17 protein-coding genes are annotated in these 17,274 nt (G+C 65.5%); 10 read left to right on the top strand and 7 right to left on the bottom strand.

Annotated elements, in window-relative coordinates; translation table 11 throughout:
• Positions 1-11: 11 nt before the first annotated feature.
• The 8 genes from RSE12_16355 to RSE12_16320 all read left to right on the top strand — a co-directional run bounded on the left by RSE12_16355 (position 12) and on the right by RSE12_16320 (position 9,086).
• The gene (locus RSE12_16355; protein WRH61923.1) at positions 12-932 is read left to right on the top strand and encodes a D-alanine--D-alanine ligase; all 921 of its coding nucleotides are present in this window, start codon (positions 12-14) and stop codon (positions 930-932) included.
• Positions 920-1,822 (top strand): cell division protein FtsQ/DivIB, encoded by a 903-nt coding sequence (locus RSE12_16350; protein ID WRH61922.1) that lies wholly within the window; start codon positions 920-922, stop codon positions 1,820-1,822. The genes RSE12_16355 and RSE12_16350 overlap by 13 nt, the downstream gene beginning before the upstream one ends.
• Positions 1,819-3,153 carry a cell division protein FtsA gene (gene ftsA / locus RSE12_16345; GenBank protein WRH61921.1) on the top strand — a complete coding sequence of 445 codons (1,335 nt, stop codon included), beginning with the start codon at positions 1,819-1,821 and terminating at the stop codon, positions 3,151-3,153. The genes RSE12_16350 and ftsA overlap by 4 nt, the downstream gene beginning before the upstream one ends.
• A 207-nt stretch (positions 3,154-3,360) precedes the next feature.
• Positions 3,361-5,004, top strand: a complete 1,644-nt coding sequence (ftsZ, locus tag RSE12_16340) for a cell division protein FtsZ (protein ID WRH64846.1) — start codon at positions 3,361-3,363, stop codon at positions 5,002-5,004.
• Between the two features lie 236 nt (positions 5,005-5,240).
• Positions 5,241-6,161, top strand: a complete 921-nt coding sequence (lpxC, locus tag RSE12_16335) for a UDP-3-O-acyl-N-acetylglucosamine deacetylase (GenBank protein ID WRH61920.1) — start codon at positions 5,241-5,243, stop codon at positions 6,159-6,161.
• Positions 6,162-6,284: 123 nt separating this feature from the next.
• Complete coding sequence (locus RSE12_16330) at positions 6,285-7,121, top strand: outer membrane protein assembly factor BamD (GenBank protein WRH61919.1); 837 nt, start codon at positions 6,285-6,287, stop codon at positions 7,119-7,121.
• Positions 7,122-7,152: 31 nt separating this feature from the next.
• A complete protein-coding gene (gene recN / locus RSE12_16325; protein WRH61918.1) occupies positions 7,153-8,799 on the top strand; it encodes a DNA repair protein RecN in 1,647 nt (548 codons plus the stop codon).
• Positions 8,800-8,930: 131 nt separating this feature from the next.
• Positions 8,931-9,086, top strand: coding sequence for a DUF3563 domain-containing protein (locus tag RSE12_16320; GenBank protein ID WRH61917.1), 156 nt, complete (start codon positions 8,931-8,933; stop codon positions 9,084-9,086).
• On the opposite strand, the gene RSE12_16315 is transcribed toward RSE12_16320, so the two are convergent.
• The 4 genes from RSE12_16315 to RSE12_16300 all read right to left on the bottom strand — a co-directional run bounded on the left by RSE12_16315 (position 9,083) and on the right by RSE12_16300 (position 11,174).
• Positions 9,083-9,466 carry an SgcJ/EcaC family oxidoreductase gene (locus RSE12_16315; protein WRH61916.1) on the bottom strand — a complete coding sequence of 128 codons (384 nt, stop codon included), beginning with the start codon at positions 9,464-9,466 and terminating at the stop codon, positions 9,083-9,085. The genes RSE12_16320 and RSE12_16315 overlap by 4 nt on opposite strands.
• 56 nt (positions 9,467-9,522) lie before the next feature.
• Positions 9,523-10,185, bottom strand: coding sequence for a DUF1638 domain-containing protein (locus tag RSE12_16310; GenBank protein ID WRH61915.1), 663 nt, complete (start codon positions 10,183-10,185; stop codon positions 9,523-9,525).
• Positions 10,176-10,334 carry a hypothetical protein gene (locus tag RSE12_16305; GenBank protein WRH61914.1) on the bottom strand — a complete coding sequence of 53 codons (159 nt, stop codon included), beginning with the start codon at positions 10,332-10,334 and terminating at the stop codon, positions 10,176-10,178. Before RSE12_16305 ends, RSE12_16310 begins: the two co-directional genes overlap by 10 nt.
• A 141-nt stretch (positions 10,335-10,475) precedes the next feature.
• Entirely contained in the window at positions 10,476-11,174 is a 699-nt protein-coding gene (locus tag RSE12_16300; protein WRH61913.1) for a B12-binding domain-containing protein, read from the bottom strand.
• 188 nt (positions 11,175-11,362) lie between these two features.
• Between RSE12_16300 and RSE12_16295 the strand changes: the two genes are divergently transcribed.
• Positions 11,363-12,427, top strand: coding sequence for a PA0069 family radical SAM protein (locus tag RSE12_16295; protein ID WRH61912.1), 1,065 nt, complete (start codon positions 11,363-11,365; stop codon positions 12,425-12,427).
• Here the strand turns inward: RSE12_16295 and purD are convergent.
• The gene (gene purD, locus RSE12_16290) at positions 12,424-13,686 is read right to left on the bottom strand and encodes a phosphoribosylamine--glycine ligase (protein WRH61911.1); all 1,263 of its coding nucleotides are present in this window, start codon (positions 13,684-13,686) and stop codon (positions 12,424-12,426) included. The two genes, RSE12_16295 and purD, sit on opposite strands and share 4 nt — an antisense overlap.
• 255 nt (positions 13,687-13,941) lie before the next feature.
• Here purD and xseA point away from each other — a divergent pair, with 255 nt between their 5' ends.
• Positions 13,942-15,501 carry an exodeoxyribonuclease VII large subunit gene (xseA, locus tag RSE12_16285; GenBank protein WRH61910.1) on the top strand — a complete coding sequence of 520 codons (1,560 nt, stop codon included), beginning with the start codon at positions 13,942-13,944 and terminating at the stop codon, positions 15,499-15,501.
• 66 nt (positions 15,502-15,567) lie between these two features.
• On the opposite strand, the gene RSE12_16280 is transcribed toward xseA, so the two are convergent.
• Together RSE12_16280 and RSE12_16275 are read right to left on the bottom strand one after the other, a co-directional pair.
• Positions 15,568-15,984 (bottom strand): hypothetical protein, encoded by a 417-nt coding sequence (locus RSE12_16280; protein ID WRH64845.1) that lies wholly within the window; start codon positions 15,982-15,984, stop codon positions 15,568-15,570.
• Between the two features lie 53 nt (positions 15,985-16,037).
• Positions 16,038-17,069, bottom strand: coding sequence for an alkane 1-monooxygenase (locus RSE12_16275; protein WRH61909.1), 1,032 nt, complete (start codon positions 17,067-17,069; stop codon positions 16,038-16,040).
• Between the last annotated feature and the right edge of the window lie 205 nt (positions 17,070-17,274).

The raw sequence follows: 17,274 nt of genomic DNA, 5'->3' as shown, positions 1-17,274 counted from the left end.
TTGAGGCGAAAATGGCGGGCGGTTCTGGCAAGAGCGTCCCCCTCGTGGCGGTGATAAAGGGTGGGCTTTCCGCAGAGCGGGAGGTTTCTCTTTCTACAGGGCGTGAATGCGCCGGGGCACTTCGCGAGGCGGGATATGATGTGATCGAGGTCGATGCCGGCCTCGACCTTGCCATGCGTCTTGACGAGATCAAACCCGACGTCTGTTTCAACGCCCTGCATGGCCGCTGGGGCGAGGATGGCTGCGTGCAGGGCATCCTGGAATGGATGCGGATTCCCTATACCCATTCGGGCGTGTTGGCCTCGTCGCTGGCGATGGACAAGCAGCGCGCCAAGGAAGCCTACCGCGTGGCGGGTCTGCCCATCGTGGAGAGCGTCGTGGTGCCGCGCGAGGCGGTGGAGGCGGGGCATGTGATGGCCGCGCCTTATGTGGTGAAGCCTGTGAATGAGGGGTCTTCGGTTGGCGTGTACATCGTGCGCGAAGGATCGAATGCGCCGCGTCTGTCGGCCGAGATGCCCGCGATGGTGATGGTCGAGACCTATGCGCCGGGGCGCGAGATGACGGTCAGCGTGCTGGGGGACCGGGCGTTGTGCCTGACCGATATCATCACCGATGGCTGGTATGATTATGACGCGAAATACAAGCCCGGCGGGAGCCGCCATGTGCTGCCTGCCCAGGTGCCCGACGAGATTGCGGCGGCCTGCATGGATTACGCCGTGCGGGCGCATCGGGCGCTGGGCTGCCGCGGGCTGAGCCGGACGGATTTTCGCTGGGATGAGGCGCGGGGATTGGCGGGGCTGATCCTGCTGGAGACGAATACCCAGCCGGGGATGACGCCCACCTCGCTGTCGCCGGAGCAGGCGGCGCATGTGGGGATTTCCTTCCCGGAGTTGTGTAGGTGGATCGTGGAGGATGCGTCATGCAACCGTTGAGACCGGAGCCGCGCGTCTATTCCCGTTCGCCCCGGCGTGATCCGGCGCCGTCGCGCTGGGCTTACCGGATGCAGCGGCTGTGGCTGACCCCGGTGTTCCGCGTGATGGCGCGTGTGGGCGTGCCGGTGTTTGTGCTGGCGATGGCGGTGGGTCTTTATGCCGGGAATGCCGATCGCCGTGCGGCGGTGACGGGGATTTACACCGACCTGAAGGACAAGTTCCAGAACCGGCCGGAATTCATGGTGGGGCTGGTATCGGTTGAGGGGGCCTCGCCTGAACTGGCCGAGGCGATCCGGGGGCGGGTGGATCTGAAGCTGCCGCTGTCTTCCTTTGACATTGATCTTGATGCCGTGCGGGCGCGGGTCGAGGAGTTGGACGCCGTGGCCAAGGCCGAATTGCGGGTGCGGTCGGGCGGTGTGTTGCAGGTTGCGATCACCGAGCGGATGCCGGTGGTCGTGTGGCGGCAGGGCGAGCGGCTGGAGATGCTGGATGAGGGCGGGGTGCGGGTGGCGGGGCTGGCCGCGCGGACCGACCGCCCCGATCTGCCGCTGATCGCGGGCGACGGCGCGGATCAGGCCACGGGCGAGGCGCTGGAACTGTTTGCCGCCGCCCAGCCGATCCTGCCGCGTGTGCGCGGACTGGTGCGGATGGGCGAGCGGCGCTGGGACATGATCCTGGACCGCAACCAGAAGATCATGCTGCCCGCCCATGACGCCGTGGCGGCGATGGAACGCCTGATGGCGCTGGACAAGGCCGAAGACCTTTTGGCGCGCGACGTGCTGAGCGTTGATCTGAGAAATGACAAACGACCCGTGCTGCGGTTGGCGCCATACGCGCTGAATGAACACCGCAGGGAACAGGGCATTGATGTGAGCGGGAGCGAATTATGACCGGGCTTTATGAAACCCAGCGGGCAATGCGGCATATGCGGCGGGCGGCAATGCAGCGCGGCGTGGTGGCCGTGCTGGATGTGGGGACATCAAAGATCGCCTGTCTGATCCTGCGTTTTGACGGGCCGGAGCGGCTGCGCGAGGCGGATGGCGTGGGGCCGATGGCGGGGCAATCGTCTTTCCGGGTGATCGGGGCGGCGACGACGCGGTCGCGCGGCGTGAAATTCGGCGAAATCGCCGTGATGAACGAGACGGAGCGCGCAATTCGCACCGCGGTGCAGGCGGCGCAGAAGATGGCCAATGTGCGGGTGGATCATGTGATCGCCTGTTTCAGCGGGGCCGAGCCGCGCAGCTATGGGCTTGCAGGCGAATGGGATTTGCAGGATTCGGTCGTGACCGAGCAGGATGTGGCCAATGTGCTGGCGGCCTGTGACGTGCCCGATCTGGGGCCGGGGCGCGAGGTGCTGCACGCGCAGCCCGTGAATTTCGCGCTGGATCATCGCACGGGGCTGGGCGATCCGCGCGGGCAGATCGGCAACCGGATTGCGTGCGATATGCATCTGCTGTCGGTGGATGGGGCGGTGGTACAGAACCTGCTGTACTGCATCAAGCGCTGTGATCTGGAATTGGCCGGGATTGCATCTTCTGCCTATGTGTCGGGGATTTCGTCGCTGGTGGAAGACGAGCAGGAATTGGGCGCAGCCTGCATCGACATGGGCGGCGGGTCGACCGGTATTTCGATATTCATGAAGAAGCACATGATCTTTGCCGACTCGGTTCGGCTGGGCGGGGACCATGTGACATCGGATATCTCCAAAGGGTTGCAGATCCCGATGTCGATGGCCGAGAAGATCAAGACCAAGCATGGCGGCGTCTATGCCACCAGCATGGATGACCGCGAGATGATCGAGACGGGTGGCGAAAGCGGCGATTGGGAGAAGGACCGCCGCCAGATCAGCCGGACGGAGCTGATCGGGATCATGCGGCCGCGGGTCGAGGAAATTCTGGAAGAGGCGCGGTCGCGGTTGGATGCGGCCGGGTTTGAATATCTGCCGAGCCAGCAGATCGTGCTGACCGGGGGCGCGAGCCAAATTCCGGGGCTGGACGGGTTGGCCGCACGGATTTTGGGCCAGCAGGTGCGGCTGGGCCGTCCGCTGCGCGTGCAGGGACTGCCGCAGGCGGCGACAGGTGCGGCTTTTGCGAGTGCGGTGGGCCTGTGCCTGTTTGCGGCGCATCCGCAGGACGAGTGGTGGGATTTCGAAATCCCGAGTGAGCGGTATCCCGCGCGGTCGCTGAAAAGGGCCTTCAAATGGTTCAAGGACAACTGGTAACGACCATATGCAGTGCTGACGGCGAAATCCCGCTGATCGCGGGAAACAATTCCCTATATTTTGTGGCGTTTTGGTGTTTTTCGCGTGACCTGAGGCCCCCTTGTGGATAGAATCGTGGATAAATTCGGATTCCTGCGCCCGGGACAGGCGCGACTAACAGCCGGACGGCAAAAAACGCCGGCACAACGAACAGCAGGCGGAGTGGCAATGACCCTTAATCTGATGATGACCTCGCAGCAGGAAGAGCTGAAGCCGCGCATCACCGTCTTTGGCGTTGGTGGGGCTGGCGGGAACGCCGTCAACAACATGATCGACAAGAACCTGGAAGGGGTCGAGTTCGTTGTGGCGAACACGGATGCGCAGGCGCTGAAGCACAGCCGCGCGCATTCGCGTATCCAGATGGGTCTGAAGGTCACCGAAGGGTTGGGCGCAGGCGCGCGGCCGCAGGTCGGCGCGGCAGCGGCAGAGGAAACGATCGAGGAGATCGTCGATCATCTGGCGGGCGCGCATATGTGTTTCATCACCGCCGGCATGGGTGGCGGCACCGGGACCGGTGCGGCCCCGATCATCGCGCAGGCAGCGCGGGAATTGGGCGTGCTGACGGTTGGGGTTGTGACCAAGCCCTTCCAGTTCGAAGGCGCAAAGCGGATGAAGCAGGCCGAAGACGGGATCGAGGCGCTGCAAAAGGTTGTTGATACGCTGATCATCATTCCGAACCAGAACCTGTTCCGTCTGGCCAATGAGCGCACGACGTTTACCGAAGCCTTCGCCATGGCCGATGACGTGCTGTATCAGGGCGTGAAGGGTGTGACGGACCTGATGGTGCGCCCCGGCCTGATCAACCTGGACTTTGCCGATGTGCGCGCCGTGATGGACGAGATGGGCAAGGCCATGATGGGCACGGGCGAGGCGACGGGCGAAGACCGCGCCGTGCAGGCCGCCGAGAAGGCGATTGCCAACCCGCTCTTGGACGAGATTTCGCTGAACGGCGCCAAGGGTGTGCTGATCAACATCACCGGCGGTTATGACCTGACGCTGTTCGAGTTGGACGAGGCGGCCAACATCATCCGCGAGAAGGTGGACCCCGAGGCCAATATCATCGTGGGTTCGACGCTGGACGAAACGATGGAAGGCGCGATCCGCGTGTCGGTTGTGGCGACCGGGATCGACGTGAGCCGGGCATCCAAGCAGGAAGCCCCGGTGGCCCGTCGCAGCATGGCGGCCCCGTTGCAGCATGCCGAGCCGCGCCGCGAAGTGCCGCTGACCGTGCAGCAGGTGGCCCCCGCGCCGATGCCCGCACCCGCGCCGCAGCCGGAACCGGTGATGACGCATCACGCTGCGCAGGAACCTTCGCTGTTCGATCCGGCCCCGTCTTTCGACGAGCCGGAAATGGACATGGCCGACGATCTGCCGCCCCCGGCCTATCGCCCGCAGCCAGCACCGATGCCTGCGCCGCAGCCCGCGATGCAGGCGCGTGCGACCGCGTCGCTGGATCAGGATGCCGGGAACTTCACCGCGCCGCGCCCGCCGCGTGCGCCCGGAACTCCCACGCCTGAGGCTTTGGCACGGTTGCAGGCCGCTGTCAGCAAGGCCCCGGGAATGCAGGGCCAGTCGCGCCCCGCGCCGCAATCGCCGCGTGTGCAGGCCCCGGCGGCCAAGCAGGCCGAGGCCCCGCGTCCGCGCTTTGGCATCGGGTCGTTGATCAACCGCATGGCCGGTGGCCATGGCGAAACACAGGGCAATGCCGTGCGCCAGCAACCGCAGGTGCAGGGCTATGACGATGAGCCGGAAATGAGCGCCGATCAGGAACGGATCGAAATCCCGGCCTTTCTGCGCCGTCAGGCGAACTGACAGCCCGTTGCAGGGGCTGTAACAAAGATGGAAACCCGGCCCGCAGTGGCCGGGTTTTTTCTTTGCAGAACAGAGGCTTGGATTGTTTCCAAACCTGTCACACTCCGTCACAAAGAGTGAGTTGAGTTTGCAGGTGCAGCAACTTAACTAACACAAGCGATGTTCCGAGGGGATATTGCTGCGCAGACGGGCCCCGCCCGAAAAGCAAAAAGAAACGAGACCGGGACGAACCGACCTTGCAACGCACGTTGAAAACAGCAGTCACCTTTGCCGGGCTTGGCCTTCATGGCGGCAAGCCGGTGCAGATGACGGTGCGTCCGGCGCAGGCCGGGCACGGCATCGTTTTCTTGCGCACGGATGTGACGGAGGGCGAGGCGCGGGTGGCGGCGTTGTGGGATCAGGTGATCCCGTCGAAGCTGTGCACGCTGGTTGCCAATTCCGACGGGATTTCGGTTTCCACCATCGAACATGTGATGGCGGCGCTGTCGGGCTGTGCAATCCACAATGCGCTGATCGAGATTGACGGGCCGGAAGTGCCGATCCTGGACGGCTCGGCGATGCCCTTTGTCGAAGGCTTCCTTGAGGCCGGGATCACGGGGCAGGATGCCGTGGTGCGTGCCATTCGCGTGTTGCGCCCGATCGAGGTGCGCGACGGTGAGGCTGTGGCGCGTCTGGAGCCTGCTGACAATCTGGAAATGAATTTCGCCATCGAGTTTGCCGAGGCTGCTATCGGGCGGCAGGAAAAGCGGATGAGCCTGGCCAATGGGGCCTTTGTGCGGGAACTGTCCGATAGCCGGACGTTCTGCCGCCAGTCGGATGTGGACCTGATGCGGGCCAATGGCCTTGCACTGGGTGGGACGCTGGAGAACGCGGTTGTGTTCGACGGTGATCAGGTGCTGAGCCCCGGCGGGCTGCGCTATAGCGATGAGCCGGTGCGGCACAAGATGCTGGATGCGATGGGCGATCTGTTTCTGGCAGGATCGCCGATTCTGGGCCGTTACACGGGAATTCGGGCGGGCCATGCGCTGACCAACAAGCTGCTGCGTGCGCTGTTTGCGGCACCTGATGCCTGGACCATGGTCGAGGTGGGCGAGCAGACCGGCTGCAAGCTGCCGGGTGTGGGCGTTCATGAGGCGGATTTGCCGAACCGCGCCTGACGGTTGCGTGAAGCGCGAAAGCCGTTTTGCGCCCCGGATTTTTCTGTGCTAGGACGACTGCAAGAACACGGGTGGTGCGGTCTTGCCGTGCGCCTGGAAGGAATGACGTGGGGTAGGCGGAAGATGGCAGTCGTGAAGTCAGGCGCGCGATTCCTGGGCATGGCGGTGCTTGCCTCGGCTCTGGCCGCATGTGGCGGGCAGCGGGAGGCCCCTCTCGACAGCTTTACCGCCGAAGAAATCTTCAAGCAGGGCGAGTTGCGGCTGACGAATTCGCGGCGCCCGGATGAAGCGATCCGCTATTTCCAGGAAGTGGAACGGCTGTACCCCTATTCGGAGTTCGCCAAGCGCGCGCTGATCATGCAGGCCTTCAGCTATCACAAGGCCAAGAAATACGAAGAATCGCGGGCGGCGTCGCAGCGGTATCTGGATTTCTATCCGGGTGACGAGGATGCGCCCTATGCGCTCTATCTCATGGCGCTGAGCTATTATGACCAGATTGATGATGTGGGCCGTGACCAGGGCGTGACCTTCCAGGCGCTGACGGGGATGCGCGACGTGATCGAGCAATATCCCGACAGCGACTATGCGCGGTCGGCGATGCTGAAGTTCGAATTGGCGTTTGACCATCTGGCGGCCAAGGAAATGGAAATCGGGCGCTATTACCTGAAGCGCGGGAATTACACGGCGGCGATCAATCGGTTCCGCTCTGTTGTGCAGGATTTCCAGACCACGACGCATACGGCCGAGGCGCTGCATCGTCTGGTGGAGGCCTATCTGGCGCTGGGCTTCACGCAAGAGGCGCAGACGGCAGGGGCGATCCTTGGGTACAACTATCAGGCGTCGCCCTTCTATGACGACAGCTTCCGTCTGTTGAAGGGCCGCGGGTTGAACCCCGAGGCGGTGGGCGACAGCTGGCTGCGGCAGGTCTATCGCCAGATGGTCAAGGGCGAGTGGTTGTGACGGGCTGAGGCCCGTCAACGGGGGCAGGCGCGTGCTGCGGACGCTCGAAATCCGGGATGTTTTGATCATTGACCGGCTGGACCTAGAGTTCCGGCCGGGCCTGAACGTGTTGACCGGTGAGACGGGGGCGGGGAAATCCATTCTGCTGGACGCGCTAGGGTTCGTGCTGGGTTGGCGCGGGCGCGCGGAACTGGTGCGGCAGGGGGCCGAGCAGGGCAGCGTAACGGCGGTGTTCGATCTGCCGGGCGATCATGCGGCGCATGGGGTGCTGGAGGCGGCGGGGATCGTGGCCGAGGATGGCGAGTTGATCCTGCGGCGGGTGAATGCGGTGGATGGGCGCAAGACGGCCTGGGTCAATGACCGGCGCGTGTCGGGCGAGGTGCTGCGCGACCTGTCGGAAACGCTGGTGGAATTGCATGGGCAGCATGATGACCGGGGGCTGTTGAACCCGCGCGGGCATCGGGCGTTGCTGGATGCCTTTGCGGGGCTGGACCTTGGGGCGCTGCGGGCCGCGTGGCGGGCGCAATCTGCGGCGCGGGCCGATCTGGCGCAGGCGGAGGCGGCGCTGGCTGCGGCGCGGCGCGAGGAGGAGTTCCTGCGCCATGCGGTGGCGGAACTGGACAAGCTGAACCCCGAAGCCGGCGAGGAGGCCACTCTTGATGCCCGCCGCCGCATGATGCAGGGGGCGGAGAAGATCCGCGCAGATATCGCGCGGGCGCATCAGGCGCTGTCGGATCAGGCGGCAGAAGGGATGATGCGCGACGCTGTGCGCTGGCTGGAAGGGGCGGCAGACCGGGCCGAGGGGCAGCTTGAGGGGGCGCTGGCGGCGCTAGACCGGGCGCTGATCGAGTTGGGCGAGGCGCAGCAGGGGGTGGAAGACTGTCTGGCGGCGCTCGACTTCAACCCGGCTGAGTTGGAGGCGCTGGAGGAGCGGCTGTTCGCGATCCGGGCGCTGGCGCGCAAGCATGGGGTGTTGCCCGATGATCTGGGCGGGTTTGCCGATGATCTGCGGGGGCGGCTGGCGGCGCTGGATGGGGGGGCTGCGGGGATTGCGGCCAAGGCCAAGGCGGTGGTGCAGGCCGAAGCGGCCTATGCAGCCGAGGCGGGCCGGGTGACGGCGGCGCGGGTGGCGGCGGCCAAGCGGCTGGATCTGGCGATGGCGGCGGAACTGGCACCATTGAAGATGGAGCGGGCAGTGTTCGCGACAGAGGTGACGGCGGGTGAGCCGGGGCCGGATGGGGTGGATGCGGTGACGTTCACGGTGGCCACGAACCCAGGAGCGCCGTCGGGGCCGCTGAACCGGATCGCGTCGGGCGGGGAGTTGAGCCGGTTCCTGCTGGCGCTGAAGGTGTGCCTGACGGGGGATGCGCCGGGGCTGACGATGATCTTCGACGAGATCGACCGGGGCGTGGGTGGCGCGACGGCGGATGCGGTCGGGCGGCGGTTGAAGGCGTTGGCCGAGGGGTGCCAGGTGCTGGTGGTGACCCATTCGCCGCAGGTGGCGGCGCTGGGTGGTGCGCATTGGCGGGTAGAGAAGCGGGTGGCGGGCGAGATGACGCTTTCGACCGTGACTCCACTTGATCCGGCGGCGCGGGTCGAGGAAGTGGCGCGGATGCTGGCGGGGGATACCGTCACCGAGGCCGCACGCGAGGCGGCGCGGGCACTTTTGTCGGCATGATTGCCGGGTGATTGCCCGAAAATGCGGCGCTGAGGCATGACGTCGGCGCATGGCGGGTTTCGAATTTGCATGGGTGGAATGCTGCAGTGCGGCATCCTATCTTTCTTCCATCGGCAGAAGGAAAAAAGACCATGTTTGAACGTGTGAAGAACTTTATCAGCGCCTTTCACCTGCCCACGGCGGCAGAGCTGGAGCGGGAATATCTGAACGGTGCTGCAAACCGTGTGGACCTGGAATTCCGTCAGCGGCAGATTGACCGCGGGATGTTCCGTCGGTTTGACGGCTAATCCGCAAGAACAGACAGTTGCGCGGCAAGCGCCTGCCAGCCTGTGGGCGTGGCGGCGAGGGTCGCAGTCAGCACAAGCGCACAGCGGGGCAGGTCTGCCCCGCTTTCATTTTGGGCACCGGTCACGACATAGCGTTGCGTGATGAGCGCCGCACCGGGGCCGAGGGCGCGCAGGCGCAGCTTGCCCTTCACCAATCTGGCATTGCGAAAGACACCGGCGAATTCGGCCGCGAGGGCGGCTTCGATGGCAGGGCGGCCTTCGGCGTGCTGACCCGTGGGGGTGATGAGATCGGCGCCTTCCTCCATCATCGCGGCGAGGGTGGCGGCATCCTGGGATGAGAAGGCGGTGGCAAAGGCGCGGGGGAAATCTTCGGCTGTCATCTGCCCATTCTGCTTTTGCCATCCTGCTTTGCCGCGCAGGATAGGGGAGGCGGGCGTCAGGTGCCAGCCACGCGGGCGAGGCTTGTGGCAAGATCGCCGTAACCGGTCAATCTCCGCTCATAGGCGAGGCCGAGGCGGGCGGCGCAGTCGCGGGCCTTGGCATCGAGCGCGGGATCGTCAAGCTGGGCCTGATAGACGAGCTTGGTATAATTGCCGAAATACATGTCGCGCAGTTCGGGGTGCCGGTCGAGGCCCATGGGCCGCCAGACAAAGGCATCGAACTGGCGGACGAGGAAATCGGTCAGGTAGAAGGCGGTGAATTCGGTTTCCGCCTTTTCCGCAAAGACGGCGTTGCCTTCAAAAAACGAATAACAATGCGGGCCTGCGACCATGTCGACGCCCAGATCCTTGCACTTTTGCTGCAAGAGGCCGCCGGTGCCGCAATCGGCGTAGACGATGAAGATATCGTCATAGTCGGCACGGTGCTGGGTGACGGCGGTTTCAACTGCGGCGGGGATGCGGTCGGGCCAGAGATGCAGGTTGGCGGGCAGGCATTGCAGATCGAGGTGGTCCCAGCCGTTGGTTTTTTTCAGGGCCAGAATCTCATGCGCCAGCGCGCCGCAGGCGATGAGAAGGACGCGGCCCTGCGCCTGTGGCGCGAGGCCCTGTTCGGTGAGGGTGGTGTCGTCGAGGGGGGCGGTGTCGCCGATCAGCGCCATTGCCGTGCGCCGAGGATCAGGCTGCCAGCCAGCGCGGCAAGGCCCAAGGCCACAAGCGGCAGGTCAGCCCAGACGGCAAGGCCGATGGTCGCCCCGGCGGCGAGGATCACGAAGGTGAGGAGGGCAAGGAAATGGGTGAGCGGCATCATGGGCGGCATCCTTTCCCGATCAAGATGGCGCTGTGAAGGCGGAAAGCCAAGGGCCTGTCGCGGAAGGGTGATGAGGGGGAGGGCGTGAACGTTCCCCCCCACTCCGACCCTCCCCCGCGTGGCGGGGGAGGGAGAGGCGCATCAGGCGCCGATCTGGTTGTGCTTGCGGGCTACGAATTGCTTGGCGGTTTCCACCGCAACGGCGGCATCGCGGCAATAGGCATCGGCGCCGATAGCCTTGCCGAATTCTTCGTTCAGCGGTGCGCCACCGACGAGGACGATGTAATCCTCGCGCAGGCCTTTTTCCTTCATCGTGTCGATCACGACTTTCATGTAGGGCATGGTCGTGGTCAGCAGGGCCGACATGCCGAGGATATCGGGCTTTTCAGCTTCCAGCGCCTCAAGGTACTTTTCGACCGAGTTGTTGATGCCGAGGTCGAGCACTTCGAAGCCCGCGCCTTCCATCATCATGGCGACAAGGTTCTTGCCGATGTCGTGGATGTCGCCCTTGACGGTGCCGATGACCATCTTGCCCATGCGCGGCGCGCCGGTTTCCACCAGAAGCGGCTTGAGGATGAACATCCCGGCCTTCATGGCGTTTGCGGCCAAGAGCACTTCGGGCACGAAGAGGATGCCATCGCGGAAGTCGGCGCCAACGATCGTCATCCCGGCGACGAGGGCCTTGGTCAGGACATCATAAGGGGTCCAGCCACGGGCGATGAGGATGTTGACGCCTTCCTCGATCTCTTCCTTCAGGCCATCGTAGAGGTCGTCATGCATTTGCAGGACAAGTTCGTCGTCGGAGAGTTCGGAAAGGATGATCTCGTCTTCGTCGGCCATGGTGGCGTTCCCTTTGGGGTATGCAGTCACAGTCTGCATGATCCGAAAGCGGCATGCAGACTTATCGGATAGCGACATGCCCCGAATGAAAGCCGACAGCAAGGGGTCGCCAATGGGTAAGCGGTGAAATAGGCGTGACATATGTTTCTGTTTTGTTCTAGTTTGGCGGTATGGAGAAGGCGGATGGGATGTTGCCGGGGCGCAGGGTGCGGGCGCGGGGTGTGCTGTCGAATGCGGCAGGGCGGTTCGAGGCGCATGACCTCGCCGGGTTCGCCGATGGGTGGGAGCCGGTGGAGGAGCATCTGGTTCGTACCGAGGTGCGGGTGGAGCGGGCGCGGTCGGCCCTGAGTTACAACCGGTCGCCCGATCTGCCGTTTGATCGGTCGGTCAACCCGTATCGGGGCTGCGAGCATGGCTGTGTGTATTGTTTTGCGCGGCCGACGCATGCCTTTCTGAACCTGTCGCCGGGGCTGGATTTCGAGACGCGGCTGATTGCGCGGCCGGGGATCGGGGCGGTGTTGGCGCGGGAGTTGCGGGCGAAGGCGTATCGCTGTGCGACCGTGGCTATTGGCACGAATACCGACCCGTATCAGCCTTGTGAGGCGGAATACCGCGTCATGCGCGAGGTGGTGGAGGTGTTGGCGGGTTGTGATCATCCGCTGGCAATCACCACCAAGGGGACGCTGATCGAGCGCGATCTGGATCTGTTGGCGCCGATGGCGGCGAAGGGGTTGCTGCGGGTGGGGGTGTCGATCACCACTCTGGATGCAGGTCTGTCGCGGCGGATGGAGCCGCGGGCGGCGCTGCCCGCGCGGCGGCTGGAGGTGATCCGGCGGCTGAGTGCGGCGGGGGTGCCGGTGCGGGTGATGGTGGCGCCGGTCATCCCCGGTCTGACGGATCACGAGATGGAAGGGATATTGGCTGCGGCGCGGGAGGCAGGCGCAGTGGGGGCGACGTGGATCATGCTGCGCCTGCCGCTGGAAGTGGCGGGGCTGTGGCGCGACTGGCTGGAGGCGGCGGAACCCGGGCGTGCGGCCAAGGTGATGGCGCGGGTGCGCGAGGCGCGGGGCGGCAAGGATTACGATGCCGAATGGGGCAAGCGAATGCGCGGCGAGGGGCTGTTTGCGGGCCTGATCGCGCAGCGGTTCGACAAGGCGGTGGCGCGGCTGGGCCTCGCGCAGGCCTTGCCGCCCTTGCGCTGCGATCTGTTCCGGCCCCCGGTTTTGCCGGGGGATCAGCTGGCGCTGTTCTAAAGCGCCCGCCAGCCGATATCGCGGCGGCAGAAGCCCTCAGACCAGTCGATGGCATCGACCATGGCGTAGGCTTTCTGCTGCGCCTCGGCCAGCGTGGTCCCGCGGGCGGTGACGTTGAGGACGCGGCCGCCGGTGGCGGTGATCTGGCCGTCCCGTGCGGTGGTTCCGGCGTGGAAGACCATCTGCGACGAGGTTTCGGGCAGGGCGTCGAGGCCTTTGATGACGGACCCTTTGGTATAGCTGCCCGGATAGCCCTTGGCGGCCATGACCACGGTGAGGGCGTGGTCATCGGCCCAGTTGACGCGGGCCTGATCGAGGCGGCCTTCGGCGCAGGCGAGCAGCAGGTCGAGCGCCTGCGCGCCAAGGCGCATCATCAGGACCTGACATTCCGGATCGCCAAAGCGGGCGTTGTATTCGACAAGACGGCCTTGGCCGTTTTCGATCATCAGACCGGCGTAGAGAACGCCCTGATAAGGCGTGCCGCGCCGGGCCATTTCGCGGATGGTGGGAAGAACGATTTCCTCCATCGCGCGGGCTGCGATGGCGTCGGACAAGACGGGGGCGGGGGAATAGGCGCCCATGCCGCCCGTGTTGGGGCCTGTGTCGCCGTCGCCCACCCGCTTGTGATCCTGCGCGGTGCCGATGGGCAGGGCGTGGGTGCCATCGGTGAGGATGAAGAACGAGGCTTCTTCGCCTGTCATAAACTCCTCGATCACCACTTCGGCCCCGGCGGCACCGAATTCGCCACCGAACATGTCGTCGATCGCGGCGAGGGCTTCGTCCACCGTCATTGCCACGATGACGCCCTTGCCCGCGGCGAGGCCGTCGGCCTTGACCACAATAGGGGCGCCTTGGGCCTGCACATAGGCGCGGGCGGGGGCGGCTTCGGTGAAGCGGGCATAGGCGGCGGTGGGGGCGGCGCAGGCGTCGCAGATTTCCTTGGTGAAGGATTTGGAGGCTTCGAGCTTTGCGGCCTCGGCCGAGGGACCGAAAGTCAGGAGACCTGCGGCGCGGGTGGCATCAGCCACGCCAGCGGCGAGGGGGGCTTCGGGGCCGACGATGACGAAGTCGATGGCGTTCTCTTCGCAGAAGGTGACGACTGTCTGGCCCGACAGGATGTCGATATCCGCGCATTCAGCGAGTTGGGCGATGCCCGCATTGCCGGGGGCGACGATGAGGCGGTCGGTTTTGGGGTTCTGCTTGACCGCCCAGGCGAGAGCGTGTTCGCGGCCACCGGAGCCAAGGATGAGGATGTTCATGGCTGCGCTCCCTCTGCTGCTTGGCTGCGGCTATACGGTCGGAGGGGGGAGGGGTGCAAGCTGAGTGGTAGGCGGGGGCGAAATCTGACGCAGATTTCGCGACGATTTCTGCACGCAGAAATCGGGCGTGGGCGTCGCGCTGGGTGCGGGCGGAATTTGCGGCAAATTCCGGCGCGGTTTCTGCGTCAGAAACCGCTTTGTGGTTTTCCTTGCTGGCGGCGGGGCTTATCCTTTCGGCCAGTCATGGAGACGCATATGGACCTGTTCGAAGACGCCCCCGCCCCGCAGGGCAATCAGCCGGAATATACCGTGTCGGAGCTTTCCGGTGCGGTGAAGCGGGTGATCGAGGGGGAGTTCGGGCTGGTGCGCGTGCGGGGCGAGGTGGGGCGCGTGTCGCGGCCTGCCTCGGGGCATCTGTATTTCGACCTGAAAGATGATCGCAGCGTGATTGCCGCCATTTCCTGGAAGGGGCAGGTGGCGAAGATGCAGGTCCGCCCCGAGGAGGGGATGGAAGTGGTTGCCACCGGGCGAATGACCACCTTTCCGGGGCAGTCGAAATACCAGCTGATCGTCGAGGATGTCGCCCCGGCGGGCGCGGGCGCGCTGATGGCGATGCTGGAAAAGCGCCGCGCTGCGCTGGCGGCGGAGGGGTTGTTCGATGCGGAGCGCAAGAAGGCGATTCCGTTTCTGCCGGGGGTGATCGGGGTTGTCACGTCGCCGTCGGGTGCGGTGATCCGGGATATCCTGCATCGGTTGCGGGACCGGTTTCCGCGCCATGTGCTGATCTGGCCCGTGGCGGTGCAGGGGCAGGCCTGTGCGCCGGAAGTGGCCGCCGCAATCCGGGGGTTCAACGCGATTGCACCCGGCGGGCCGGTGCCGCGCCCGGACCTGATCATCGTGGCGCGGGGTGGCGGATCGCTGGAGGACCTTTGGGGGTTCAACGAGGAGATCGTGGTGCGGGCGGCGGCGGCGTCAGATATCCCGCTGATTTCCGCCGTGGGGCATGAGACAGATACGACGCTGATCGACTTTGCCGCCGACCGGCGCGCTCCGACGCCCACGGCGGCGGCAGAAATGGCGGTGCCGGTGCGGCTGGAACTGCTGGCGGCGGTGGATGGTTTGGGCGCGCGGGCGGTGCGGGCGGCTGTCACCGGTGTGGGGATGCGTGGGCAGCGATTGCGCGATCTGGCGCGTGCCTTGCCGCGGCCGGAGGTGTTGACGCAAACGGCGGCGCAGCGGCTGGACCTGTGGGGCGGGCGGCTGGGTGCCGGGCTTGGCATGGCGGCGGCGCGCAAGCGGCAGGTTTATGAGGCGCGGGCGGGATTGGTGCGGCCGGAACTGCTGCTCGGGCTGGTGGCGCATCGGCGGCGCGATCTGGGCGAGCGCGCGCGGGGATTGGAGATCGCGCTAGAGCGACCGATGGAGCGGGTGAAGGCGCGGGTGCAGGTGCTGGGCGAACGGTTGCAGCCTGCGCTGGCGCGGGTGATTGCGGGCGCGGAGCGGACCACGCGGGAGGGCCGTGACAAGCTGGTGCCGCTGGCGGCGCGGCTGGAGGCGGCACCTTTGGCGCGGTTCGAGCGGCTTTCACAGCGGTTGGAGGCATTGGACCGGACGCGGGTGACGCTGGGCTATGCCGAGACGCTGCGGCGCGGCTATGCGGTGGTGCGCGGCGATGGCGCGGTGGTCACCACCAAGGCGGGAGCGGAGAAGGCGGCGGCGCTGGAGATCGAGTTCGCCGATGGGCGGCTGGCGCTGGGCGGCAAGGCGCGGGCGCGGAAGGCGGATAGCGGGCCGGAGCAGGGGAGTTTGTTCTAAAGGCGGGATGGGGAGGCAAAAATCTTGGAAGATTTTTGCAAATTTCTTCGAATAAATTTGATCCTGTCAGACGCCGACATCCGGGCCGGGGCAGCTGAGCGGTTGGTCGCTTTGGCCCACTTCGGACAGCGAGGTGCCGCCATCGGCCCCCATGAAGATGGCGCGCAATCCGCTGTCTTCGCGAAAGAAGCGCCAGCATTGCGGTTGCAGGTCGCTTTCATAGAGAAAGCAGATATTGCCCTGATCTTCGAACCAGTGGCCGTATTGGCATTCATCTTCGGTGAAGGCCCAGATCACGCGGCGGTCTGACAGGTATTGTTCGGACCCCCAGACCACGCCGTCCTGTGCATAGGAAAGGGTCTTGCCTGTGGCATAGGCCTCAAACTCGGCAGCGCTGAGGGGGGCGTCGGCGACTTGAAACACAGTTTCGGCCAGCGCAGGTGCGGCGAGGGCAAGGCAAAAGGTCAGGGTGGCAAGGCGCATGTCGGCTCCGGTCAGATGGCGGGACCATGCCAGAATGGCGGCCGTTTGGCCAGTCACGGCTGTGTTGGCGTCTGCAGCGTGGCCCAACGGGCGAGTTGGGGTTTCATCAGGCGATGCCAGAGCGGGGGGAAGAGTGCGATGGTGCAGGCCAAGGGCAGGGGCCAGGGCAGGCGCGGTGCCTCTTCGGGCAGGCGCAGGGCGGGGTAGGGGCGTGAGGGGTTGCTGTGATGGTCCGAATGGCGTGGTGCGTTCAGAAGCAACGCCGAGGAGAACCAATGCGCGGTGTTCCAGGAATGGCGGGCGTTGACGGGTTCGGGGCGGCCATCGGGGCCGATGCTGCGGGTCAAGCCGTAATGCTGCACATAATCCGACAGGTGGATCTGGAGTTGCGCATGGGCGGCGAGGGCCAGCCAGAGGAGCAGGCCCGCGGGGCCCCCGATCAAAAGGGCAAGGGTGAGGGCGGCGGCAGACAGCAGGGCGTAGCGGGCATAGGGGTGCAGGCCCGGCTGCGGGCTGCGACGGCGCAGATCACCTTCGGCGGCAAGGCCCGCGCGGAACGCGCCTATCGAGGCGCGGGGCAGATAGCGCCAGAAGCCCATCCCCCGGCGTGCGGTGGCGGGGTCCTGCGCTGTGGCGACATGGCGGTGATGTACGAGGCGGTGGCTGGAGGTATGATGGCCGATCAGCATCCAGGCATAGACGAGGATGCCCAGACGGACGTGGCGGCGGGCCGGGCGGTGGATGAGCTCATGCGCGGTGGGGTGGGCGATCTGGCCCAGCCAGAGGCCCGTGGCGAGGAGGAGGGCGGCTTTTTCCGGTAGTGTCAGACTGTCGCTGGTGGCCCCGGCGGTGGCGAGCGGCGGCAATGCGAGGGCGATGAGACCGAGAAGCAGGAGAAGGCTGTCGGCGGCGGGGAATTCTGTGCCGTCTTCGGGGGCGGAGTCCACGAGGGGGAGGATCTGATCAAGCAGGATCGACAGCAGGCCCATGTAGATAAGCGCGGCCCAGAGCCAAGCGCTGCCCGAAGCTGCCCCCAAGGCCAGGAGTGGCAGTGGCGCGAGGGTTGCCGCGGCAAAGGCGGTCATGGGGAGGGGGGGACGGGGGGCGGCTTTACTCATCACTGAGCAAGGATAGCAGGGGCGCGGGCTTGCGTCACGGGGGCGGGATCGGTCGCCTTTGTCGCAGCGGTGGGTCTGTTGGAACGGTTGGATGGGTATTTTGGCCAAGGTGAGATGGCAGGGGAGAGGGGTGAGGGTGGTGTCACTGATCCTGCATCGTCGGGGGGGTGGT

Source organism: Fuscovulum sp., from assembly GCA_035192965.1.
Classification (GTDB): domain Bacteria; phylum Pseudomonadota; class Alphaproteobacteria; order Rhodobacterales; family Rhodobacteraceae; genus Paragemmobacter.
Note: the sequence above shows the minus strand (reverse complement) of the source record. Positions and strands in the feature narration are given on the sequence as shown.

Coding starts and splice junctions, on each gene's coding strand:
- RSE12_16305 (WRH61914.1), bottom strand. CDS start 10,334: ATGATGCCGCTCACCCATTTCCTTGCCCTCCTCACCTTCGTGATCCTC.
- RSE12_16350 (WRH61922.1), top strand. CDS start 920: ATGCAACCGTTGAGACCGGAGCCGCGCGTCTATTCCCGTTCGCCCCGG.
- RSE12_16320 (WRH61917.1), top strand. CDS start 8,931: ATGTTTGAACGTGTGAAGAACTTTATCAGCGCCTTTCACCTGCCCACG.
- ftsA (WRH61921.1), top strand. CDS start 1,819: ATGACCGGGCTTTATGAAACCCAGCGGGCAATGCGGCATATGCGGCGG.
- RSE12_16310 (WRH61915.1), bottom strand. CDS start 10,185: ATGGCGCTGATCGGCGACACCGCCCCCCTCGACGACACCACCCTCACC.
- ftsZ (WRH64846.1), top strand. CDS start 3,361: ATGACCCTTAATCTGATGATGACCTCGCAGCAGGAAGAGCTGAAGCCG.
- purD (WRH61911.1), bottom strand. CDS start 13,686: ATGAACATCCTCATCCTTGGCTCCGGTGGCCGCGAACACGCTCTCGCC.
- RSE12_16355 (WRH61923.1), top strand. CDS start 12: ATGGCGGGCGGTTCTGGCAAGAGCGTCCCCCTCGTGGCGGTGATAAAG.
- xseA (WRH61910.1), top strand. CDS start 13,942: ATGGACCTGTTCGAAGACGCCCCCGCCCCGCAGGGCAATCAGCCGGAA.
- RSE12_16300 (WRH61913.1), bottom strand. CDS start 11,174: ATGGCCGACGAAGACGAGATCATCCTTTCCGAACTCTCCGACGACGAA.
- RSE12_16275 (WRH61909.1), bottom strand. CDS start 17,069: ATGACCGCCTTTGCCGCGGCAACCCTCGCGCCACTGCCACTCCTGGCC.
- RSE12_16330 (WRH61919.1), top strand. CDS start 6,285: ATGGCAGTCGTGAAGTCAGGCGCGCGATTCCTGGGCATGGCGGTGCTT.
- RSE12_16280 (WRH64845.1), bottom strand. CDS start 15,984: ATGCGCCTTGCCACCCTGACCTTTTGCCTTGCCCTCGCCGCACCTGCG.
- RSE12_16295 (WRH61912.1), top strand. CDS start 11,363: ATGTTGCCGGGGCGCAGGGTGCGGGCGCGGGGTGTGCTGTCGAATGCG.
- RSE12_16315 (WRH61916.1), bottom strand. CDS start 9,466: ATGACAGCCGAAGATTTCCCCCGCGCCTTTGCCACCGCCTTCTCATCC.